This is a genomic window from Methanoculleus methanifontis, from assembly GCF_030464365.1.
Classification (GTDB): Archaea; Halobacteriota; Methanomicrobia; order Methanomicrobiales; family Methanoculleaceae; genus Methanoculleus; species Methanoculleus methanifontis.
This window is the reverse complement of sequence record NZ_VCYI01000024.1, coordinates 1-16,023: the sequence shown is the minus strand read 5'-3', so window position 1 is coordinate 16,023 and position 16,023 is coordinate 1. Positions and strand designations below refer to the sequence as shown.

Sequence of the window (16,023 nt, the reverse complement as noted above, 5' to 3'; positions counted from 1 at the left end):
CGGGAATTATGTCCTGGGGTGCGCGGTCGGGGGCTCAATCCCGATCGGAGCCGTCCTGCGAGAGGCGGGCAAGAAGTTCCTCCGCCCCTTCGACCCGGAGCGCCCCGCGCGCCTCCAGGTTCGCCAGCATCGCCCCGAACTCGCCCCCGGTGTAATCCTCCATCCGGCTGGTGCAGTCTCGTGCGTAGAAGACTACGGGTTTTGTCGGATAATCGAGCAGCACCCGGAGATTGTCGAGGTTCCCCCTGCCTATCGGCATTGCCGTAACGATGATGGTGTCTGCGCCGTCCAGGCACGCCCTGAGGCCCGCGAGCGATTCTGGGGTGATGCCGTGAAACGGGGGCTCTGCAACGCAGGGAAGACCGAGGTGCATGGCTGTCCCGTAGTCCGTGTCGAGGACATTTAAGACACCGCAGGTGACCGTGAAACCCGCGCCGTGGAGTAGATGGAGGATGTCGGAGCCCGTTCCTCCGCCGCAGACGACGTGCACCCGCCGGTTTGCCCCCGCACCCGGCTGGTGCATATAGACCGGCAGGACGTACGGTCTCCCCGTCAGCGGGTGCGGTTTGACGAGCATCTCCATCCCGAAGACCTCGCGGATATTCTCACGGGTCAGGACCTCCCCGGGCGCTCCTGCGGCGTAGACCTTCCGGTCTTTGAGAAGCAGGAGCCGGTCACAGTAGTATGCGGCAAGGTTCAGGTCGTGAAAGACGCTTACGACCGTGATCTCACCCGCGAGATCACGGATGATGTTGAGGATCTCAACCTGGTGGCTGACGTCGAGGTTCGAGGTTGCTTCGTCGAGCAGCAGGATCTTCGGTTCCTGCGCGAGCGCCCGCGCTATGAGCACCCGCTGGCGTTCTCCCCCGCTGATCTCGTGCACTGACATTCCAGCGAGGTGCGCGACGTTTGCAAGATGCATGGCATGGTCGCAGATCTCCAGATCCCGGGCCGTCTCGGAGGCAAATCTTCCGATGTAGGGGTGCCTCCCCATCATGACGACGTCGCGCACCGTATAGTCGAAGCCGATCGAGATATCCTGCGGGACGACCGCAACCCGGCGCGCAAGTTCGCGGTATCCGAGCGAGTCCAGATCCTGATCGTCAAGCCGGATCTCTCCGTTATCCCGGGCGACGACTCTGCTCATCGCTTTCAGGAGCGTCGTCTTCCCGGACCCGTTCGGCCCGACGATACCGAGGATCTCGCCTGCGTCCGCGTGGAACGTGATTGCTTCGAGGATCTTCTTTGCGCCGTAAGATACGTCGATATCGATGATCTCAATTGGTTTCATGCTTTCATCCGGCTCCGGAGGAGGTATATGAAGAACGGTGCGCCGAAACAGGCGGTCAGAATACCGACCGGCATGTCGCTCGTGAAGGTTCGCGTGAGCGCGTCCGCCCATACGAGGAGGATGGCCCCGGCAAGCGCGGCCGCGGGAAAGAGGAAACGGTGGTCGGGCCCAACGATCAGCCGCATCACGTGCGGGGTAATGAGACCGATGAACCCGATTGAGCCGGCCACTGCAACGGCTATACCCGTCACGAACGCGCTCAGTGCAAGGAGGATCTGCTTGGTTCGCTCGACGTTCACCCCGAGATGGGTTGCGTCCTCTTCGTTTAAGGCGAGGATATTGAGGTCGCGTGCGAAGAGGTAGATCCCTGCACCCCCGATCAGGATGGGAATGGCGACGACGACGTCGTTCCACGCTATGTTCCAGAACCCTCCCATCAGCCAGAACATGATCTGGTGCAGGCTCCGCCCTGCGGTATACATGAGGAAGGAGAGGAGTGCCGACAGAAGCGTCGCGAGGGCGACACCGGAGAGCAGGAGCGTCTCGACCGGGATCTTGCCCCCTCTGCGGGCGATGAAGTAGACGGTAAACGTTGCGATCATCGCCCCGGCGAACGCAAGCACGGTGCGTCCCGTACCGGCAAAGAAGACGATTGCGAGTGTAGCTCCGAGTGCTCCGCCCGACGATGTGCCGATGATATAGGGGTCGGCCATGGGGTTTCGGAAGAGTGCCTGCATGGCCGTGCCTGCCACGGCAAGTCCGCACCCGACCAGCGCCGCGGCGATCACCCTCGGCACCCGGATCTCCCAGAGGATCATCCAGGCGTTATCCGAGGTGAAGAGCGATCCAAAAGAGATCCCGCTCGGTCCGAGAGCGACCGCAAGGGCCATGCTGATGAGAAGCGCGCAGATGAGCGTCAGGATGATGATCGGTGCTGTTCTCCGCATATGTGCTCATAAAATTAAGTTACATTTATTAAAATTCATTTGGGTTTGTTGTGCGGGGATCTCCCCCTGACCGGGTGTTTGCGTGCAGGATTGCGGTGATGCGCGGATATAGTCTCCCCCAGGCAGCACCAGTGTTTCGCTAAAATGTTTTAGACAGCCCTCCAGGTGTTCAAAACATTGACTCCCGTCGCAACCTGACGGTTGCTCAAACTCCGGGTGTTCAGCCCATCGCACCCTTCAGTTCTTCTCATGCTCCGACCCGGTGCGCTTCGCGGCTTCGCGTTCTTCGCGTGAAATCTCGGCACTACGCCTACCGTCACCTCACGCGAAGGCGCAAAGGGCGCGAAGGGCGATGGATGATACCCGGAGTTTGAGCACCGGAGGTGCGGACATTGTTCGATCTCGGATGTCAAAAAGAGTGAAGTACTGAGCATGGAGCAAACCTCATACCCCTGGATAACCAAGAGATCAGACATATGGGCAATCTGAATGTTGCCGTGCTGGGGCCCGCCGGTTACGCAAAAGACCTCGGGAAAAAAGGCACGGAATCCGATATCACCTTTTACAATCTGAAGAAGGGCGAGGACACCGTTACTATCATCGAGCCTACCCGGTACCCCGAACGGCTGGCCCCGCTCTTCTACGCCGCATCGATGGCGGATGCGGCTCTCGTCGTGGTGAGCGAGATCACCCCGATGCTTGGGGAGTGGGTGCTGATGCTTGACGAAGCGGGGATTGAGCGGGGCTACATCGTTCTCCAGAACTACCTGACCCCTGGTGACGTCGCGCCGCTCCTGCCCGGGACGGTGCTCGAGCATTACGAGTTCGTGAACGAAGACCCGATCGCGCTGCGCGATCTCCTGCTTCGTGAGGCGCACGCCCACTCTTCCGTCCAGCCTGCCGCCGGTGCCGTGGGAACCATCACCATCGACCACCACTTCAACGTCCGCGGCATCGGGACGGTCATCCTCGGCGGCGTGGAGCGGGGCGGTATCAGGAAGCACGATACCCTGAAGGTCTACCCCGGGGAGAAGACAATCACGGTGCGGTCGATCCAGAAGCACGACGACGACTTCGACTGGGCCGCCGAGGGTGACCGCGTGGGGCTTGCGCTCAAGAACATCGAGTCCGACGACCTCGACCGCGGTTTCGTCCTCTCCGACGACCCCGCGATCCAGGCCCGGTCAACCCTTGAGGTGCAGGCAACCCTGGTGAAGTACTGGCCGGCGCCGCTTGCTGTTGGAACGGTGCTCCACCTCGGCCACTGGATGCAGTTCATCCCGGCGCGGGTGGAGGCGGTGCAGGACGAGGGGGACTGGCGGCAGCCGACGCTCACGCTTGCGCTCGAAAAAGACCTCGTTTACCTCCCGGGCGATGCGGCGGTGCTCCACTACCTCGAGGGCGGGAAACTCCGGATCGCCGGGCATATCGAACTCGTATGAGCCGCCGGTGCAGGGAGCCCTTCGCCTTCCGGCAGGCACACTCTTTTTTTCGGGCGTTTTAACCGGTAAACATCTCCGACGCCGCTCCTGGGTTCGCGAGCCAGGAGATCTGCGGTCTCCGCTGAAGGGATGCGGCGTTCCGGGAGAGGCCGGACGTAAGGACGGCGTAAAAAAAAGTAGGGTTTAGATGAGCCTGAAGAACGGGTGGCTGTCCACCTGGGGCTCGATGCCGAAGTCGCGTGCCGCTTCCAGCACGACGATGTCGGTGTAGGCCTGCGCGGTGATCATCGCTTCCACGTTCTCGATCGGGCCGTACATGATCAGGTCGGCACCGAGGGTGCTTGCAATCATGTTGCAGCCGATATCGGGCGCGGACCAGGCTGCCTGGCGCATCCCATCCGTACCACCGAGGTAGTGGTGCAGGAGCTGCTCGACGAGCCCTTCCTTGCCCTCGAGGCCGGCGAGCTGCTGCGAGGGGGTCTTCTTCGTTCCCTTCCAGCGCTTCAGCCAGGTCCAGGAGACGGTCATGTTGTGGTAGGCACCACCGGTCGGCAGGCCGTGGATCGCCTTGCAGGCGAGGATCTCACGGTAGGAGCCACCGGAGCCGAGACCGAGCGGGGTTGCCGCGGTGTCGAGGATCGGGCGGGTGATACCGCACTTCTCCGCGATCTCGAGCATACCCATCTCCTGTCCGGCGACACCGCCCTCGACCAGGACCTTCTCGCGGCCGGCAACCGAGGGGTCGGCGGGGTTGAAGGCGAGGACAATGGCTGCGTTCACATCGCTCTTGGCCAGCGCCTCGATGTTCTCCGGTCCGATCGAACCGTTGATCGAGTTGTAGATCGCACGGTCCGCAACGCCGGCCTGGGTGACGTACTCGCATGCGTGGGCGAGCGCCGCCGGGACGGACGAGTCCATCAGGAACGCGGTCTTGTCATCGATGCTGCAGAACCAGTCGATGTAGCTCTCGAAGGCCTCGCCGAACTCCCCGATGATCTGGATGAAGTGCGGAATGCCGGTGAGATCCGAGAGTTCCTGGCAGCGGTTCCAGAGCGCCTCTGCCTTTTCTTTGTCAATCTTTCCGGTGTGGTCATCCAGAACTACTTCGTGCTTGTTGTAGAAGATGGATGCACCGAGCACGGTCGGGTACTCTCCAGGCTGCCCGCCGATCATGGTACCGTTGAAGTCGTGTACCGTCTGCTCTTTTTCGAATTTGAACATATTCGTCAATCCTCCTTACAGGTACCCAAGCAATTTGGGCAGTAATACCAACAACATCATGAATACAATCAAACCTGCGACCAGTCCGTACAGGATGCCGATATCGCGCCCGATCTTTCTTCCGACGCGCTGGGCGATCTCGGCATCGACGAACTCGATCCTCTTCTCGATGGCATTGAGCCTCTCTTCGATCTCAAGGAACTGCGGATTTGCGCCTGCAACGGCAACTTCCGCCGCACCGCCTGCTGCTTCCTTGACCTCGACGACCATGGGTTCTGCGCCGAACGCACCGGGATCTCTGGCCTTGAGTTCGTCGATCTTGGCCTTGATGGTGCTCATGTCCTCGCTTTCCATGATGTTGACGATCTCGACCTGTTCCTGGAAGCGGCTGATCGCTTCGTCGGAGAGGTTCTCGATGAACGGGATGGCTCCCTGGGCGCCGACAATCTTTCCGCCGGAGACTCCGCCTTCGTGCAGGGCTATGAAACTCTGCCCGGACAGGTGTCCCTTGACCTCCGTACCACAGCAGAGGGCGAACCTGATGTTGGGGTTGGAGATGACGTTCGCGATGATCTTCTCAAGGCCGAGATTCTCGGTCTTGCAGGATCCGGCGATAGCCGCTCCGGCATCGCAGATGCCCTGCTCGTCGAGGTGGGATCCCATGGTGATAACGGCGACGCAGCTCTGTGCATCTCCCGTGTGGAAGTCGCCCTGAACGATCGGCCATCCGCTGGCCGGTGATTTCTTTTCAGCCATGTTAGATCGCCCCCAGCATCAGTGCCGGAATCACAATCAGAAGCACGGCTACGACGAGCCCGATAGCGAATCCGGTGATTCCCATGCCCATGATGCCCGACTCAAGTTTGGACGTGCGGGCAAGGATCTGTGCCTTGTACCGGATGGAGTCCATCATGTTGTTGATTGCCGTCATCCGGATGGGGCCTGCCTGTGTAACTTCTTCTGCCATTTATTTCACCCCAGCAAGATGAACCCCAGAATCACGAACGAGACGATCAGGCCGATCATGAGACCCTCGATCTTGCCCGAATAGACACCGGCGGCAAACCTGTTGCGGTAGCCTATGTCGGTGACCATCCGCTCGATGACTTTCATCCGTGCGTGTACCAGTGCCAGTTCGCCGGAGAGCGGCTGCACTTCACCGGTCACTTCCTCACCGGCACCGCCTGCTTCCTTGACCTCGACGATCATGGGTTCTGCGCCGAACGCACCGGGATCTCTGGCCTTGAGTTCGTCGATCTTGGCCTTGATGGTGCCCATGTCCTCGCTTTCCATGATGTTGACAATCTCGACCTGCTCCTGGAAGCGGCTGATCGCTTCGTCGGAGAGGTTCTCGATGAACGGGATGGCTCCCTGGGCGCCGACAATCTTTCCGCCGGAGACTCCGCCTTCGTGCAGGGCTATGAAACTCTGCCCGGACAGGTGTCCCTTGACCTCCGTACCACAGCAGAGAATGAACCTGATGTTAGGGTTGGAGATGACGTTCGCGATGATCTTCTCAAGGCCGAGGTTCTCGGTCTTGCAGGACCCGGCGATTGCCGCTCCGGCATCGCAGATGCCCTGCTCGTCGAGGTGGGATCCCATGGTGACGACGCCGATGCAGCTCTGTGCATCTCCTGTGTGGAAGTCGCCCTGAACAATCGGCCATCCGCTGGCCGGTGATTTCTTTTCAACCATGTTCTTCTTCACCTCATAGCAGTCCTAATACGACGACACCGGCAACCAGAAGACCGATTGCCATGCCGTACCAGAATGCGGTCACGCCTCCGGCGACATTGAGAACGCCCTCCCTGTTCGGGAACGATGCCAGGAAGTTGCCCTCTCCGGAGAGCATGCCGACCATGTCGTCGGTAATCTTCTCAAGTTCCGTCACCTGCTCGATCACGGGGGTGTACGAGACACCGGCGGTGGTGACAACACCGACCATCGGGTCAACAACCAGGCCGAACTCGGGCAGTACCTGAATGTACGCCATTTAGGCACCTCCCTCTTCGGGCTCCATGATGGGCTGAGCGTCGAGCCACGCGTAGGCGTCACGCTTCGAGAGCTCGATGTACTGCTGGTAGGTGTAGAGCCACCCGATGATGGAGATCACCAGTGCGATGAGCGCGGCATATGCGCCGATGAACGCGAACGAGATGATCGCGACGGGGATCATGGAGAGGAACCCGCACTCCGCGGCGAGCATGAGCGTCCGGTCCTGCTGCTCTCCCGGCCCGAGACAGGCGTTGAAGGGGTGCTGGATGGCGATAGCGCCGAGCATGAAGATCACGGCGATGATGCCGCCACCGATGACCGAGGTCTCGTAGGTCAGCATGGTGAACCCAAGGAAGGTTACCGTGCCGGTGATCATGCCGAGGAACTCGAACGTTCCGCAGGCCATGGCCGCGAGACCGAGCACCGTCATTGCGCCGACGATTGCAAGCTCGATCAGCGAGACGACCATGACGGGGATGTCCATCCGGACAACGGCGTTCGCCATCAGTCCGGCGACTGCGCCGATGATTGCGGCGATGATGATCGTCACGATAGGCGCGAACGGGCCGGTCGTGGCTCCGAAGAGCGCGGCAACGACACCGGACCCAAGGGCAATCATACCTGCCGAGGGGACACCGGTACCGAGACCGTAGCTGCAGAGGTGCTTGATCGTGTCGGTACCCCAGAGGAGTGCGACGACGGCGGCAAGCCCACCGAAGAACGCGAAGTACTCGGTCTGGAAGTACGTGTTCAGGTATGTCAGGTAGATCAGGACGAGCGATCCGACAAGGCCGTAGATCAGGATCTGGTTGTGCGGGATGCCGCCTGCTCCTACTTCAATTTTTACTGACATTTAGAATACCCCCACCAGTTCGAGGAGTCCGATCGCAAAGATACCTGCAACGGCGGATGCCACGGCAGCTGCGATGATCGCTCTCGGGAACCGCTTGAACTTGGGGTCGTGCGGCCCTTCGATCGTACCGGTGATGTTGTATGCCGCAAGCACGGCGTTGATCAGGAACATAGCGATTGCGAAGACGCCGGCAAGCGAGATTGCGACGGGCGCGATCTGCTCGACCGTGGTGTTCAGCAGGACGGGCAGCTGTGCCTGGTAGACGTCGAGGAGCTCGAGGTAGATGAGCGTTCCTCCAAGACCGCCGAGTGCACCGCCGACGACACCGCCGACCCAGGAGATGAACGGAAGGCCGTGTCCCTCGGTACCCTGGCTCTTGTACTCGGGGAAGGTGTCGCCCGTGATCGGGTCCTTGTCGACCTTACCGGAGGCTGCCGGGATACCCATGCCGAAGATGTAGATGACGTTGACCATCGTACAGGTGATCGCCATCAGGAGACCGCCGCCGACCGCACCGCCCGCGAGGGCGACTGCGAATCCGAACGGAGCGGCCCATGCGCCGCCGAAGAGTCCGGCAAGACCGGCACCGGCCGCGAGCATCGCGACACCGGTCGCGATACCGGGCGACTGTCCCATTGCAGCGGGGGCACCGCCGACCGGGACGAAGTGGACACCGAACGCGATCAGGACACCGCCGATGATGATGCCGACGACGGCGATAACACCGGCCATCTGCACGAGGTAGTAGGCGAGTCCGAGTGCGGCGACGATAAGGATGATGCTGAGGACGATACCTATTGCCGTCGGGGGCTGGACGCCTGCAGTCTGTTTAGGTCCGCCGAGTGCGCTCATGATGATGCCTCCTCAGGGGTCGTGTAGGGTCCGAAGTTCTTCCTTGCCCAGACCTCGATGTAGCGGTCGATGATGGCAAAGATCAGGATGACGACGACACCGACGATGATCGGTCCCCAGATGTTGAGTTCTTCGAAGACTACGGTACGCCAGAGTTCGAAGAAGACGATCAGGCCAAAGCAAATACCCGACGCGGGGCCGCCGAGTTTGGCGCTGAAGAAACCGTTGTCAAGCGAGTTCCGCTGGCCGGCCTCGGCGTAGCGGACGATGTTTCCGGACGCAGAGATCGGAACGCCTGCTCCGAACTTCTGTTCCTGGTACTGCCGCTCCTTTCCGTAGAACGGGTTACCGGTTGCAGATCCGGCTGCACCGAGTGCGATACCCCAGACGAGCCCGAGAAGCGGGAGCGGGAAGGGGTGGCCGAGTGCGCTGATCATCAGGTGACACATCGCGACAGTGGTGAATATCGCTACAAACGCGTGTGCCATGGTCACGGTCGTCATCGACTTCAGGATATCGATATAGACCGGCTGTCCAAACTTGGCGAGACTTGCAGTACGGCCAAGGTATGCGGTAGTCGCATATACGCCCTGCACGAAGACCGCGAGAGCGCTCCCGAGAACGATTGCAAGTATCGGGTTTATCTGCATCGCCATGAATGCCCAAGCAAGGCCTGCACCCAGAGCAACCCATAGGCCGTACGCGGGGGGTTCACCGGCAACTGCCTTGTTGAAGATGCGGTGAATATATCCCATCTGCGGAGCCAGCTGAACCTGCGAGTTCGGGTCACCCTGTGATCCGATATCAGATTCAGTGTCTTCCGCAGCGCCGGCGACGGTTGCAAGAGCACCTGCCAATGCGGTAATGCCGATGCCAAATACGATCTCTTCCATTCAGCATCCTCCTCCGGTGCTCATGGCACCAGAGCATGAGTTCAAAACCTTTTTGGTTCATTTAACAGTTGTTTATGACTTAATTAAAGGTTTCGAAAAGTTGCGCCGCTATCGCAACGAAACGTAAAAAATCGCCCGGAATGACATTTTTAGACATTTTGGGTTACGCTAAGGAAAAAAAAGTTGATTTGGGGTTACCGGGCCGGAATGATGAGCGAACGCTCGCCGGCGGGCATGAACTCGCGGATGGCACCCTTCGCGAACTCGCGGCGGGGCTCGGCGAAGTCGAACTTCAGCGCCGGGTCGGCGAAGCAGATCTTCACCCGCGGGTCGAAGCACCACGCGTCGCCGCGGCCGTAGTGGGCACCGCCGACGATTGCAGCGTACTCGCCCTGGTGTCCGACGTTCATCGCGTAGTTCGGGTAGTTCGGGCCACGGACCTCGCCGATGGCGCCCTCGTCTCCACGGATGGAGAGGGAGTTCGCGGAACCGCACTGGTCCTGGAGGTCGTAGCCGAAGAAGCCGAGACGCGACCATCCGTCCTTGTGCAGGAGCATGCAGAGGTACCAGGCGTTCAGGCCGGCGTTGGAGTTTCCGGTTGCGATCGATGAGGACAGGCCGCAGGCGGCGGCAAGCACACCGGCACGCTGGGAACCGCCGAAGTGGTCCTCCATCATGGTCGGATACTGCTCGTACTGCTCCATGCCGTTCAGGGCGACCTCGGTTGCGATGTCGTTGACGATGTCGTAGGTCGGCTTGACCTTGTCGTCCGCGCTCGGGTTCTTCCAGTCGACCTTGTACTTGTCCTTGATGTAGTCCATACCGTAGTAGGTGAACTCGTCGAGGATGTTGTCGGTGTAGGCCGCGGTTGCGTACTGCGTGAACCCGACACCGCCGGACATGTAGGAGCCGAGCCAGATCTGGTCGAAGAGCATGGTTCCGGCGCCGACGACCTCGAGAGAGGCCTTCGCGGGGTCGTTCGGGTACTTGCGGTTCGCCTGGATGATGTCGCTGAAGAGACCGAATCCGATACCGCCGGGCTCGTTCGGGCCACGGGCACGCCGGGCGGGCAGGTGGGACGCCATCTGGATGACGCCTGCGTGCTTCGCGGCGTAGGAGAGGTCGGCGACGGCCGCTTCACCGGCGCACATACGGTAGGCACCGATGAAGGACATACCGATCTGCATCGCAGACCACCGGGAGGTCGTTCCACCGTCGCAGGTCCGGGAGACCGTGGTCGGGATGTGGATCGCCTGCCAGAGGGACTTTCCTACGGCTGCGGAGAGCGCTTCGGCTTGCTTTGCCGGGAAGAGCTTCTCGACGTCGAGGACGAACTGGGGCTCGAGGTCGTCGGCGAGTTCCTGGTCGCCGGTGAAGACCTTGACGTAACAGTCGTCGACGAGGCCGGGGTGAGTCTCGACCATGTGCTCCTGGACGACGGCCGCACCGGGCATCGCGTGGTTCAGCACGTGGAGGTACTCGTTGATCGTCTCGGGGGTGACTTCCTTGCCGAGACGCTTCTGCAGCGTCTGGTGGGCGAGGTCCATGTTGACGATGACAGTCCTGCGGATATCGTCCCAGAACTGCTGCATCGCAGCGTTGTTGACGAAGTGCAGGTCGTCACCCTCCACGAAGACGCCGGTGCCGGAGACCTCGTAGGTCATCAGCTGGCGCTGGCCGAGCGGGATACCGCCCAGGTGGCAGCGTACGGGGTCGTACATGGAGATGCCGCGGTCCATCTCGACGGCGCGGCTCGCCTTCACGAACTCCTCCTTGCGGGGAGACTGGTGGTAGCCGTTGAACTTGTAGAACTCGGTCGTCTCGGACTCGACGTCCTGGCCCTGGAACTTCTCCTTGAGGGATTTCAGGAACAGTTTCTGGGTTCTCTCAATCTTTGCCATTGGAATCAGGCCTCCTTCGGTAGGAACCCGTATTTCGTCCGCAGCGTGTGGATGCGCTGGACGTACTCGATGTACTCCTGGTCGTCACGGTAGGCACTGCCGCCGAGCGAGTGGAAGATCGTCGTGTGCGCCTTGAGCCACTTCTCGTCGAGCGGCTTGCCGACGGCAACCGCACGGTCGAGGGGCTCGCCGATCTGGTTCTTGACGTAGCGGACGATGCCGTCCTCGCCAAGGACGCTCCTCTGGAGCATGTCGAACATCATGCCGTTCTCGGCAAGACGGAGCGAGTGGCCGTGCACGGTCGCGCCGCGGATGCCGGTGCGGGCCGGGTCGAGGAGTTCGGTCTCAACGAGTTCCTTGGAGTACTTCTCGAGGTCGCGCTCGCGGCACTCGACGATCTGACGACCGGAGAGCGTACCGGGGTCGATACCGCGGAAGCGGTAGCACTCGGTGTAGGTTCTCTGGTAAGGGTGGCAGGGGGCAAAGAACATCGAGTCCGCAAACTGGATGTAGCGGATACGGTCTCCGGACTTCGCACCCTCCGTCGGGGTTACGATCTTCCTGATGGGACAGTCGGGCTCCTGCTGCTCGGCAAGCGGCGGGTGGGCCGTCGGATAGGCGGCTCCCGGCGCCCTGTGGCCGAGAATGAGCACGATGTCCTCATCAGTCACGTCACGCATTTTCTCAAGCTTCTGGTTGGGGTCCATCTGCTTGCGCCGGTTTGCGGCGACAGTGGATGTACCCGGCCCGTACTGGGGCTTGTATGCCATGTTTTCTTTCACCTCATTCATGTTGGGCTTTTTAGCACTTTCATAACGGCACGAATGACCTCTGCCAATTTTTCCCTGCCCGGTGTCTGACCCCGTGTCACGCCGCTGACGATATCCATCACAATACCTTTCGTCTTCGTCCGGTCGGGCGGCGGCATAACCACCGCGGTCCTGATTCCCTCTTTTGCGAGATCCTCGAAGTCGATCGGAACCTGGGATACGACGATTGCCTTGATGTTTGCATGCTCAAGGATAAACCGGACTTTCTGCACCACATGGGAGCGAACGTTCCCATGGTGCAGGATGGCTACCTTGTGCTGCTCAATCTGGGCGATCTCTTTTTCCGTCAGCCCGAAGTAGGCTCCGAGAACGTGACCTGCGACGGGTGAATCCGCCGGAACCCCACTTCCTGCATTGAGGACGAGCGTGGTCACGGAGAACTCCGCCCCCTCCCTCCGGAGACCGGAGGTGATGTCGCAGACCGGTTTCGTCACGTGCCTGCGTCCGGGGGACATCCCAATCACGATCACATCGGGAGACCGGGTCTCGGAGATGGTGCCCCGCTGGGCGAGACCGCCTCCTTTACCCATCCCCATGCTCTCGCGGCAATCGACAACCTGGGTCACTCTTCCGATTGGCATCTTACTTGTTTCCCTGAATGATAACGGGGCCGCCTTTCTTTCTGGGATCGACGAGCCCGAGAATTTCTCTGTCGGCATCAGGTCCGTATTTCGCGTAGTCGGACACCGTCGGCTGGGACTTCATGAACCGCCCTTTCTGGACGGCGCAGGAGAAATCCTTGCTGGCAAAGACTTCATCGACTGCTTCCTCGATGGCCGGGATGTACGACTCGTCCTCGAGTTCCAGGATAACGGCTCCAACCTGTACCTGGAGCTGGACATCCTGGTCCCCGACATGGATGACCTTGCGGTCCGGGTGGGGGTTGGGTTTCCCCCGTGCCGGGCCGTAGGGAACGGTGGCGGGAAGGTTCTGTCCGGTAAGAGACATCCGGAGAATCCCGCCAATCTGAACAAGCCTGTTCAGAAGTTGTTCCACCGTATCGGGTCTGAGGAATCGCGCAGAAACGATTCGAACCTGAGGGTATATGGCTTCGGTCATTAGCATCCTTGTGTTATTTACACACCCTGTGCGATCTGCTGGATCGGCTTGTTGAAGACATCAACCTGGCCGAAGGTGTCGCCGTAGACCTTGGAGGTGCTCTCCGGCGCGAACATCTGCGTTCCGGCATCGAGTGCCGCCGCAGCGACCACACACGGGATAGCCACGCCTGCGGCGTGTCTGGTCACGACGTGGTTGCCGTTGAAGACACCGGGTCCGCCGCCACCGTAGATCGAGTGGCTGAAGAACGAGAACCCGACGGCGGTACCCATGACACGACCGTAGTCGGTGCTCGGGAGACCGGTCTCGTGTTCAAGCAGGTCGTTGAAGTACAGGAGCGTCGAGGAGACTGCCTGGGCGAACCGGCCGGCACCGCAGTTGACCATGGTTGCTGCCATGGTTCCCGCAGCGGCGTAGGCGTTCCAGAGCATCGGGTCCTTCGTGTCATAGAACTGGAAGTACCCGCCCTTCTTGCCCGGGGTGATGACCTTGTCTTCGATGGCGCGCTCGACCACGCTCTGGACGACGGTACCGACGGTTCCGGTCGCGCCGTTTGCCTTGACGAGGTCGTAGACCATGTTGTTCGCGTTCAGGCCCTGATAAGCGTAAGTGAGCAGCTGGGCACGCTCGAACGGTCCGATAGCGTTACCCATCTCAAACATTCCTGCCTGTTCGAAGGTGGACGAGAGTGCGGCACCCTGCATCGCGTTCCTGCCGGTGATCATCACGGCGTGGTTGACCGGGATGTTGCGGAGCGCGTAGCCGAGGCCTTCGTTGTTCTGGGGGATCGACAGGATGGACGTGACGTTGGCGCCGCCAAGGTCCATCGTCTGCGGGTAGGTACCCCAGACTGCCGCCTTGACCATCGCCGCGTCGAACGCTCCGATGTCGAACTGCTCGATGATCGAGTAGGTTGTCGCGGCTGCAACCGAGGTGATCGCGGCGTCGTAGGTGGATGCAGCCTCGAGACGGGCCATGGGGGCCTCGACGAGGATGAGTTTACCGCCGCCGAACTCGCGGATGTTGGTGTCGTCACCCTCCTCGACCTGGACCATCTCCTTGATCTTTCCGATGATGGCGTCCTTGTTGCCGATGATGTCGAGGTCCATCTCACGCCCGAGAACATATCCCTTGGCTACCTTTCCGACCTTCAGGCCTTCCTGAATACCGCCCAGGTTGACTGCAATCGTCCTCTTGGTGAGGTCGATGAGTTTCCTGGTCGCCGGGTTGATCACCGGGCTGACCTTCTCGAGCGGCACACCGCTCTTCAACTGCTTGCCTGCATCATCGTACAGGTCAATAGTTTCCTTGTATTTTGCCATAATTTTCCTCCATTACCCTCTTTAAGTGCATACAATCCGGGAGTGTGAAATGAACGCTAAAAGCATCGCTGACTGTGGCTGATGGTGACTACTGCACGTCCTCGTGGGACAAAAAGATAGTAACTTTCTCTGATAATATAAGCATTGCTATTTATGTCTATGAGCAAATATATATCCTGAACCCGATATAAAAGATCTGCTGGAAATATTCTGATTGCTCTGAACGATGAACATATCTTGCCTGTTTCGTCGTAACATAAAAATGGCACAAGTTTGTATTTTGTGCTACGTTTTCTACGCCGATCGCATTCGCTCTCCGACGATCGATCTAATATACACGTGCTCGCAAAAAAAAGAAGGTTTCAGGCCTCGATCCGCTGGTAGAGTTTAGCGTAAATCATCTGACCTTTTCTCTTTCGGTGGCGCTCTCCGAGGTCGCCCTCGTAGAGAGCAAAACGCCCTTTGATGCCGTCCGTATCGACGTCGACATCCTCGCGGTATGCAAATCCGGGCATCATGACGTCGATGTCGCCGAGGACATAGATCTCGCCTTCCACCATCTGGCCGCCGAGACGGCTCTTTGCATTGCCCTTGATGATGATCTTTCCACCCTCGGCATGGGTGGCGACATGGACGTCGACATCGCCGCCGACGATGATCTCGCCGCCGTTCATGAAGGTGCCGAGATCACTTCCCGCATTGCCGGTGACGGTGATCTTGCCGGCCTGCATGCCGCGCCAGTCGCCGCGGTATGCGGCGCCGAGGTAGTTCCCGGCGTTGCCGTTGATGACGATCTCGCCGCCCTTCATGCCGGTTCCAGCAAAGGCATCGACGTCCCCGTTCACCGTGATCTTGCCGCCCTGCATCCAGGCTCCGACGTACATATCGGCGTTGCCGTTGACGACGACCTCGCCGCCGGTCATCTTCATGCCGATGTACTTGACCCGGGAGAGGTCGCCGTTGACGACGATCTTCGTCTCTTCGGGCGTTGCTCCGGCGTTGCCGGAGACTTCGAAGAAGTCTCCGAGCCGGTGCTGCTCCCTGCCCACGTACACGTGGAGTTCAGCGATCTCTTCGGCTTTCTTCCCGGCAACCGCGTCGGGTGCGATGTTGTCGGCCTCGAGGAAGAGATCGGGCTGGTTCTTTATGGTGAGTGTAACTGTTTCCATCCTTCTCTCTCCTCACTCTGTGGCATCAACCTCGATCACGTACGGGTTCGGGAGATAGTGTCCAGTAACCTCGTAGTTGTTCAGGGTGACCGTGTAGTAGCGGAGGAACTTCTCCTTGACATCACGCATCACCTGCGGGTTCTCGTCGACCTTCGCGTTCACCCAGAGCGTCCTCTTGTTGCCGTTCGAGGCGATCTCATGGTCTTTGACGACCGGGACACCGGCCTTGAAGAGGTGCTCTGCGTTCA

General features: G+C 60.0%; 17 protein-coding genes and 1 pseudogene. 1 reads left to right on the top strand and 17 read right to left on the bottom strand.

The features are described 5' to 3' along the window. Positions 1-34: 34 nt before the first annotated feature. Together FGW20_RS13055 and FGW20_RS13050 are read right to left on the bottom strand one after the other, a co-directional pair. Positions 35-1,291: an ABC transporter ATP-binding protein gene (locus FGW20_RS13055; RefSeq protein ID WP_301678520.1), complete on the bottom strand. Its 1,257-nt coding sequence runs from the start codon at positions 1,289-1,291 to the stop codon at positions 35-37. Continuing rightward, entirely contained in the window at positions 1,288-2,238 is a 951-nt protein-coding gene (locus tag FGW20_RS13050) for a FecCD family ABC transporter permease (RefSeq protein WP_301678519.1), read from the bottom strand. The genes FGW20_RS13055 and FGW20_RS13050 overlap by 4 nt, the downstream gene beginning before the upstream one ends. Before the next feature lie 476 nt (positions 2,239-2,714). Between FGW20_RS13050 and FGW20_RS13045 the strand changes: the two genes are divergently transcribed. Further along, positions 2,715-3,680 carry an EF-Tu/IF-2/RF-3 family GTPase gene (locus tag FGW20_RS13045; RefSeq protein ID WP_301678518.1) on the top strand — a complete coding sequence of 322 codons (966 nt, stop codon included), beginning with the start codon at positions 2,715-2,717 and terminating at the stop codon, positions 3,678-3,680. A gap of 183 nt (positions 3,681-3,863) precedes the next feature. Here the strand turns inward: FGW20_RS13045 and mtrH are convergent, their stop codons facing one another. From mtrH to FGW20_RS12970, 15 genes and pseudogenes are all read right to left on the bottom strand, one after another. Beyond that, positions 3,864-4,901 (bottom strand): tetrahydromethanopterin S-methyltransferase subunit H, encoded by a 1,038-nt coding sequence (gene mtrH / locus FGW20_RS13040; protein ID WP_301678517.1) that lies wholly within the window; start codon positions 4,899-4,901, stop codon positions 3,864-3,866. A 15-nt stretch (positions 4,902-4,916) separates the two neighbouring features. Continuing rightward, positions 4,917-5,657, bottom strand: coding sequence for a tetrahydromethanopterin S-methyltransferase subunit A (gene mtrA / locus FGW20_RS13035; protein WP_301678516.1), 741 nt, complete (start codon positions 5,655-5,657; stop codon positions 4,917-4,919). Position 5,658: 1 nt separating this feature from the next. Further along, positions 5,659-5,868 carry a tetrahydromethanopterin S-methyltransferase subunit F gene (locus FGW20_RS13030; protein ID WP_301678515.1) on the bottom strand — a complete coding sequence of 70 codons (210 nt, stop codon included), beginning with the start codon at positions 5,866-5,868 and terminating at the stop codon, positions 5,659-5,661. A gap of 5 nt (positions 5,869-5,873) precedes the next feature. Continuing rightward, positions 5,874-6,596: a tetrahydromethanopterin S-methyltransferase subunit A gene (gene mtrA / locus FGW20_RS13025; protein WP_301678514.1), complete on the bottom strand. Its 723-nt coding sequence runs from the start codon at positions 6,594-6,596 to the stop codon at positions 5,874-5,876. 13 nt (positions 6,597-6,609) lie between these two features. Continuing rightward, positions 6,610-6,894, bottom strand: a complete 285-nt coding sequence (mtrB, locus tag FGW20_RS13020; protein WP_301678513.1) for a tetrahydromethanopterin S-methyltransferase subunit MtrB — start codon at positions 6,892-6,894, stop codon at positions 6,610-6,612. Next, on the bottom strand, positions 6,895-7,749 hold the full coding sequence (gene mtrC, locus FGW20_RS13015) for a tetrahydromethanopterin S-methyltransferase subunit MtrC (RefSeq protein ID WP_301678512.1): 855 nt from the start codon (positions 7,747-7,749) through the stop codon (positions 6,895-6,897). Beyond that, positions 7,750-8,601: a tetrahydromethanopterin S-methyltransferase subunit D gene (gene mtrD / locus FGW20_RS13010; RefSeq protein ID WP_301678511.1), complete on the bottom strand. Its 852-nt coding sequence runs from the start codon at positions 8,599-8,601 to the stop codon at positions 7,750-7,752. Beyond that, entirely contained in the window at positions 8,598-9,494 is an 897-nt protein-coding gene (mtrE, locus tag FGW20_RS13005) for a tetrahydromethanopterin S-methyltransferase subunit E (protein WP_048180306.1), read from the bottom strand. The genes mtrD and mtrE overlap by 4 nt, the downstream gene beginning before the upstream one ends. Before the next feature lie 194 nt (positions 9,495-9,688). Next, positions 9,689-11,395, bottom strand: a complete 1,707-nt coding sequence (gene mcrA / locus FGW20_RS13000; protein ID WP_301678510.1) for a coenzyme-B sulfoethylthiotransferase subunit alpha — start codon at positions 11,393-11,395, stop codon at positions 9,689-9,691. Positions 11,396-11,400: 5 nt separating this feature from the next. After that, on the bottom strand, positions 11,401-12,165 hold the full coding sequence (gene mcrG, locus FGW20_RS12995) for a coenzyme-B sulfoethylthiotransferase subunit gamma (RefSeq protein ID WP_301678509.1): 765 nt from the start codon (positions 12,163-12,165) through the stop codon (positions 11,401-11,403). Positions 12,166-12,182: 17 nt separating this feature from the next. Next, positions 12,183-12,806 carry a methyl-coenzyme M reductase I operon protein C gene (mcrC, locus tag FGW20_RS12990; protein WP_301678508.1) on the bottom strand — a complete coding sequence of 208 codons (624 nt, stop codon included), beginning with the start codon at positions 12,804-12,806 and terminating at the stop codon, positions 12,183-12,185. A 1-nt stretch (position 12,807) separates the two neighbouring features. Next, positions 12,808-13,284 carry a methyl-coenzyme M reductase operon protein D gene (mcrD, locus tag FGW20_RS12985; protein ID WP_301678507.1) on the bottom strand — a complete coding sequence of 159 codons (477 nt, stop codon included), beginning with the start codon at positions 13,282-13,284 and terminating at the stop codon, positions 12,808-12,810. Between the two features lie 17 nt (positions 13,285-13,301). Beyond that, a complete protein-coding gene (gene mcrB / locus FGW20_RS12980; protein ID WP_301678506.1) occupies positions 13,302-14,606 on the bottom strand; it encodes a coenzyme-B sulfoethylthiotransferase subunit beta in 1,305 nt (434 codons plus the stop codon). A 362-nt stretch (positions 14,607-14,968) separates the two neighbouring features. Further along, on the bottom strand, positions 14,969-15,775 hold the full coding sequence (locus FGW20_RS12975) for a formylmethanofuran dehydrogenase subunit C (RefSeq protein ID WP_301678505.1): 807 nt from the start codon (positions 15,773-15,775) through the stop codon (positions 14,969-14,971). Positions 15,776-15,787: 12 nt separating this feature from the next. Next, positions 15,788-16,023 (bottom strand): annotated as a pseudogene (locus FGW20_RS12970) (formylmethanofuran dehydrogenase subunit A); the annotation flags it as partial.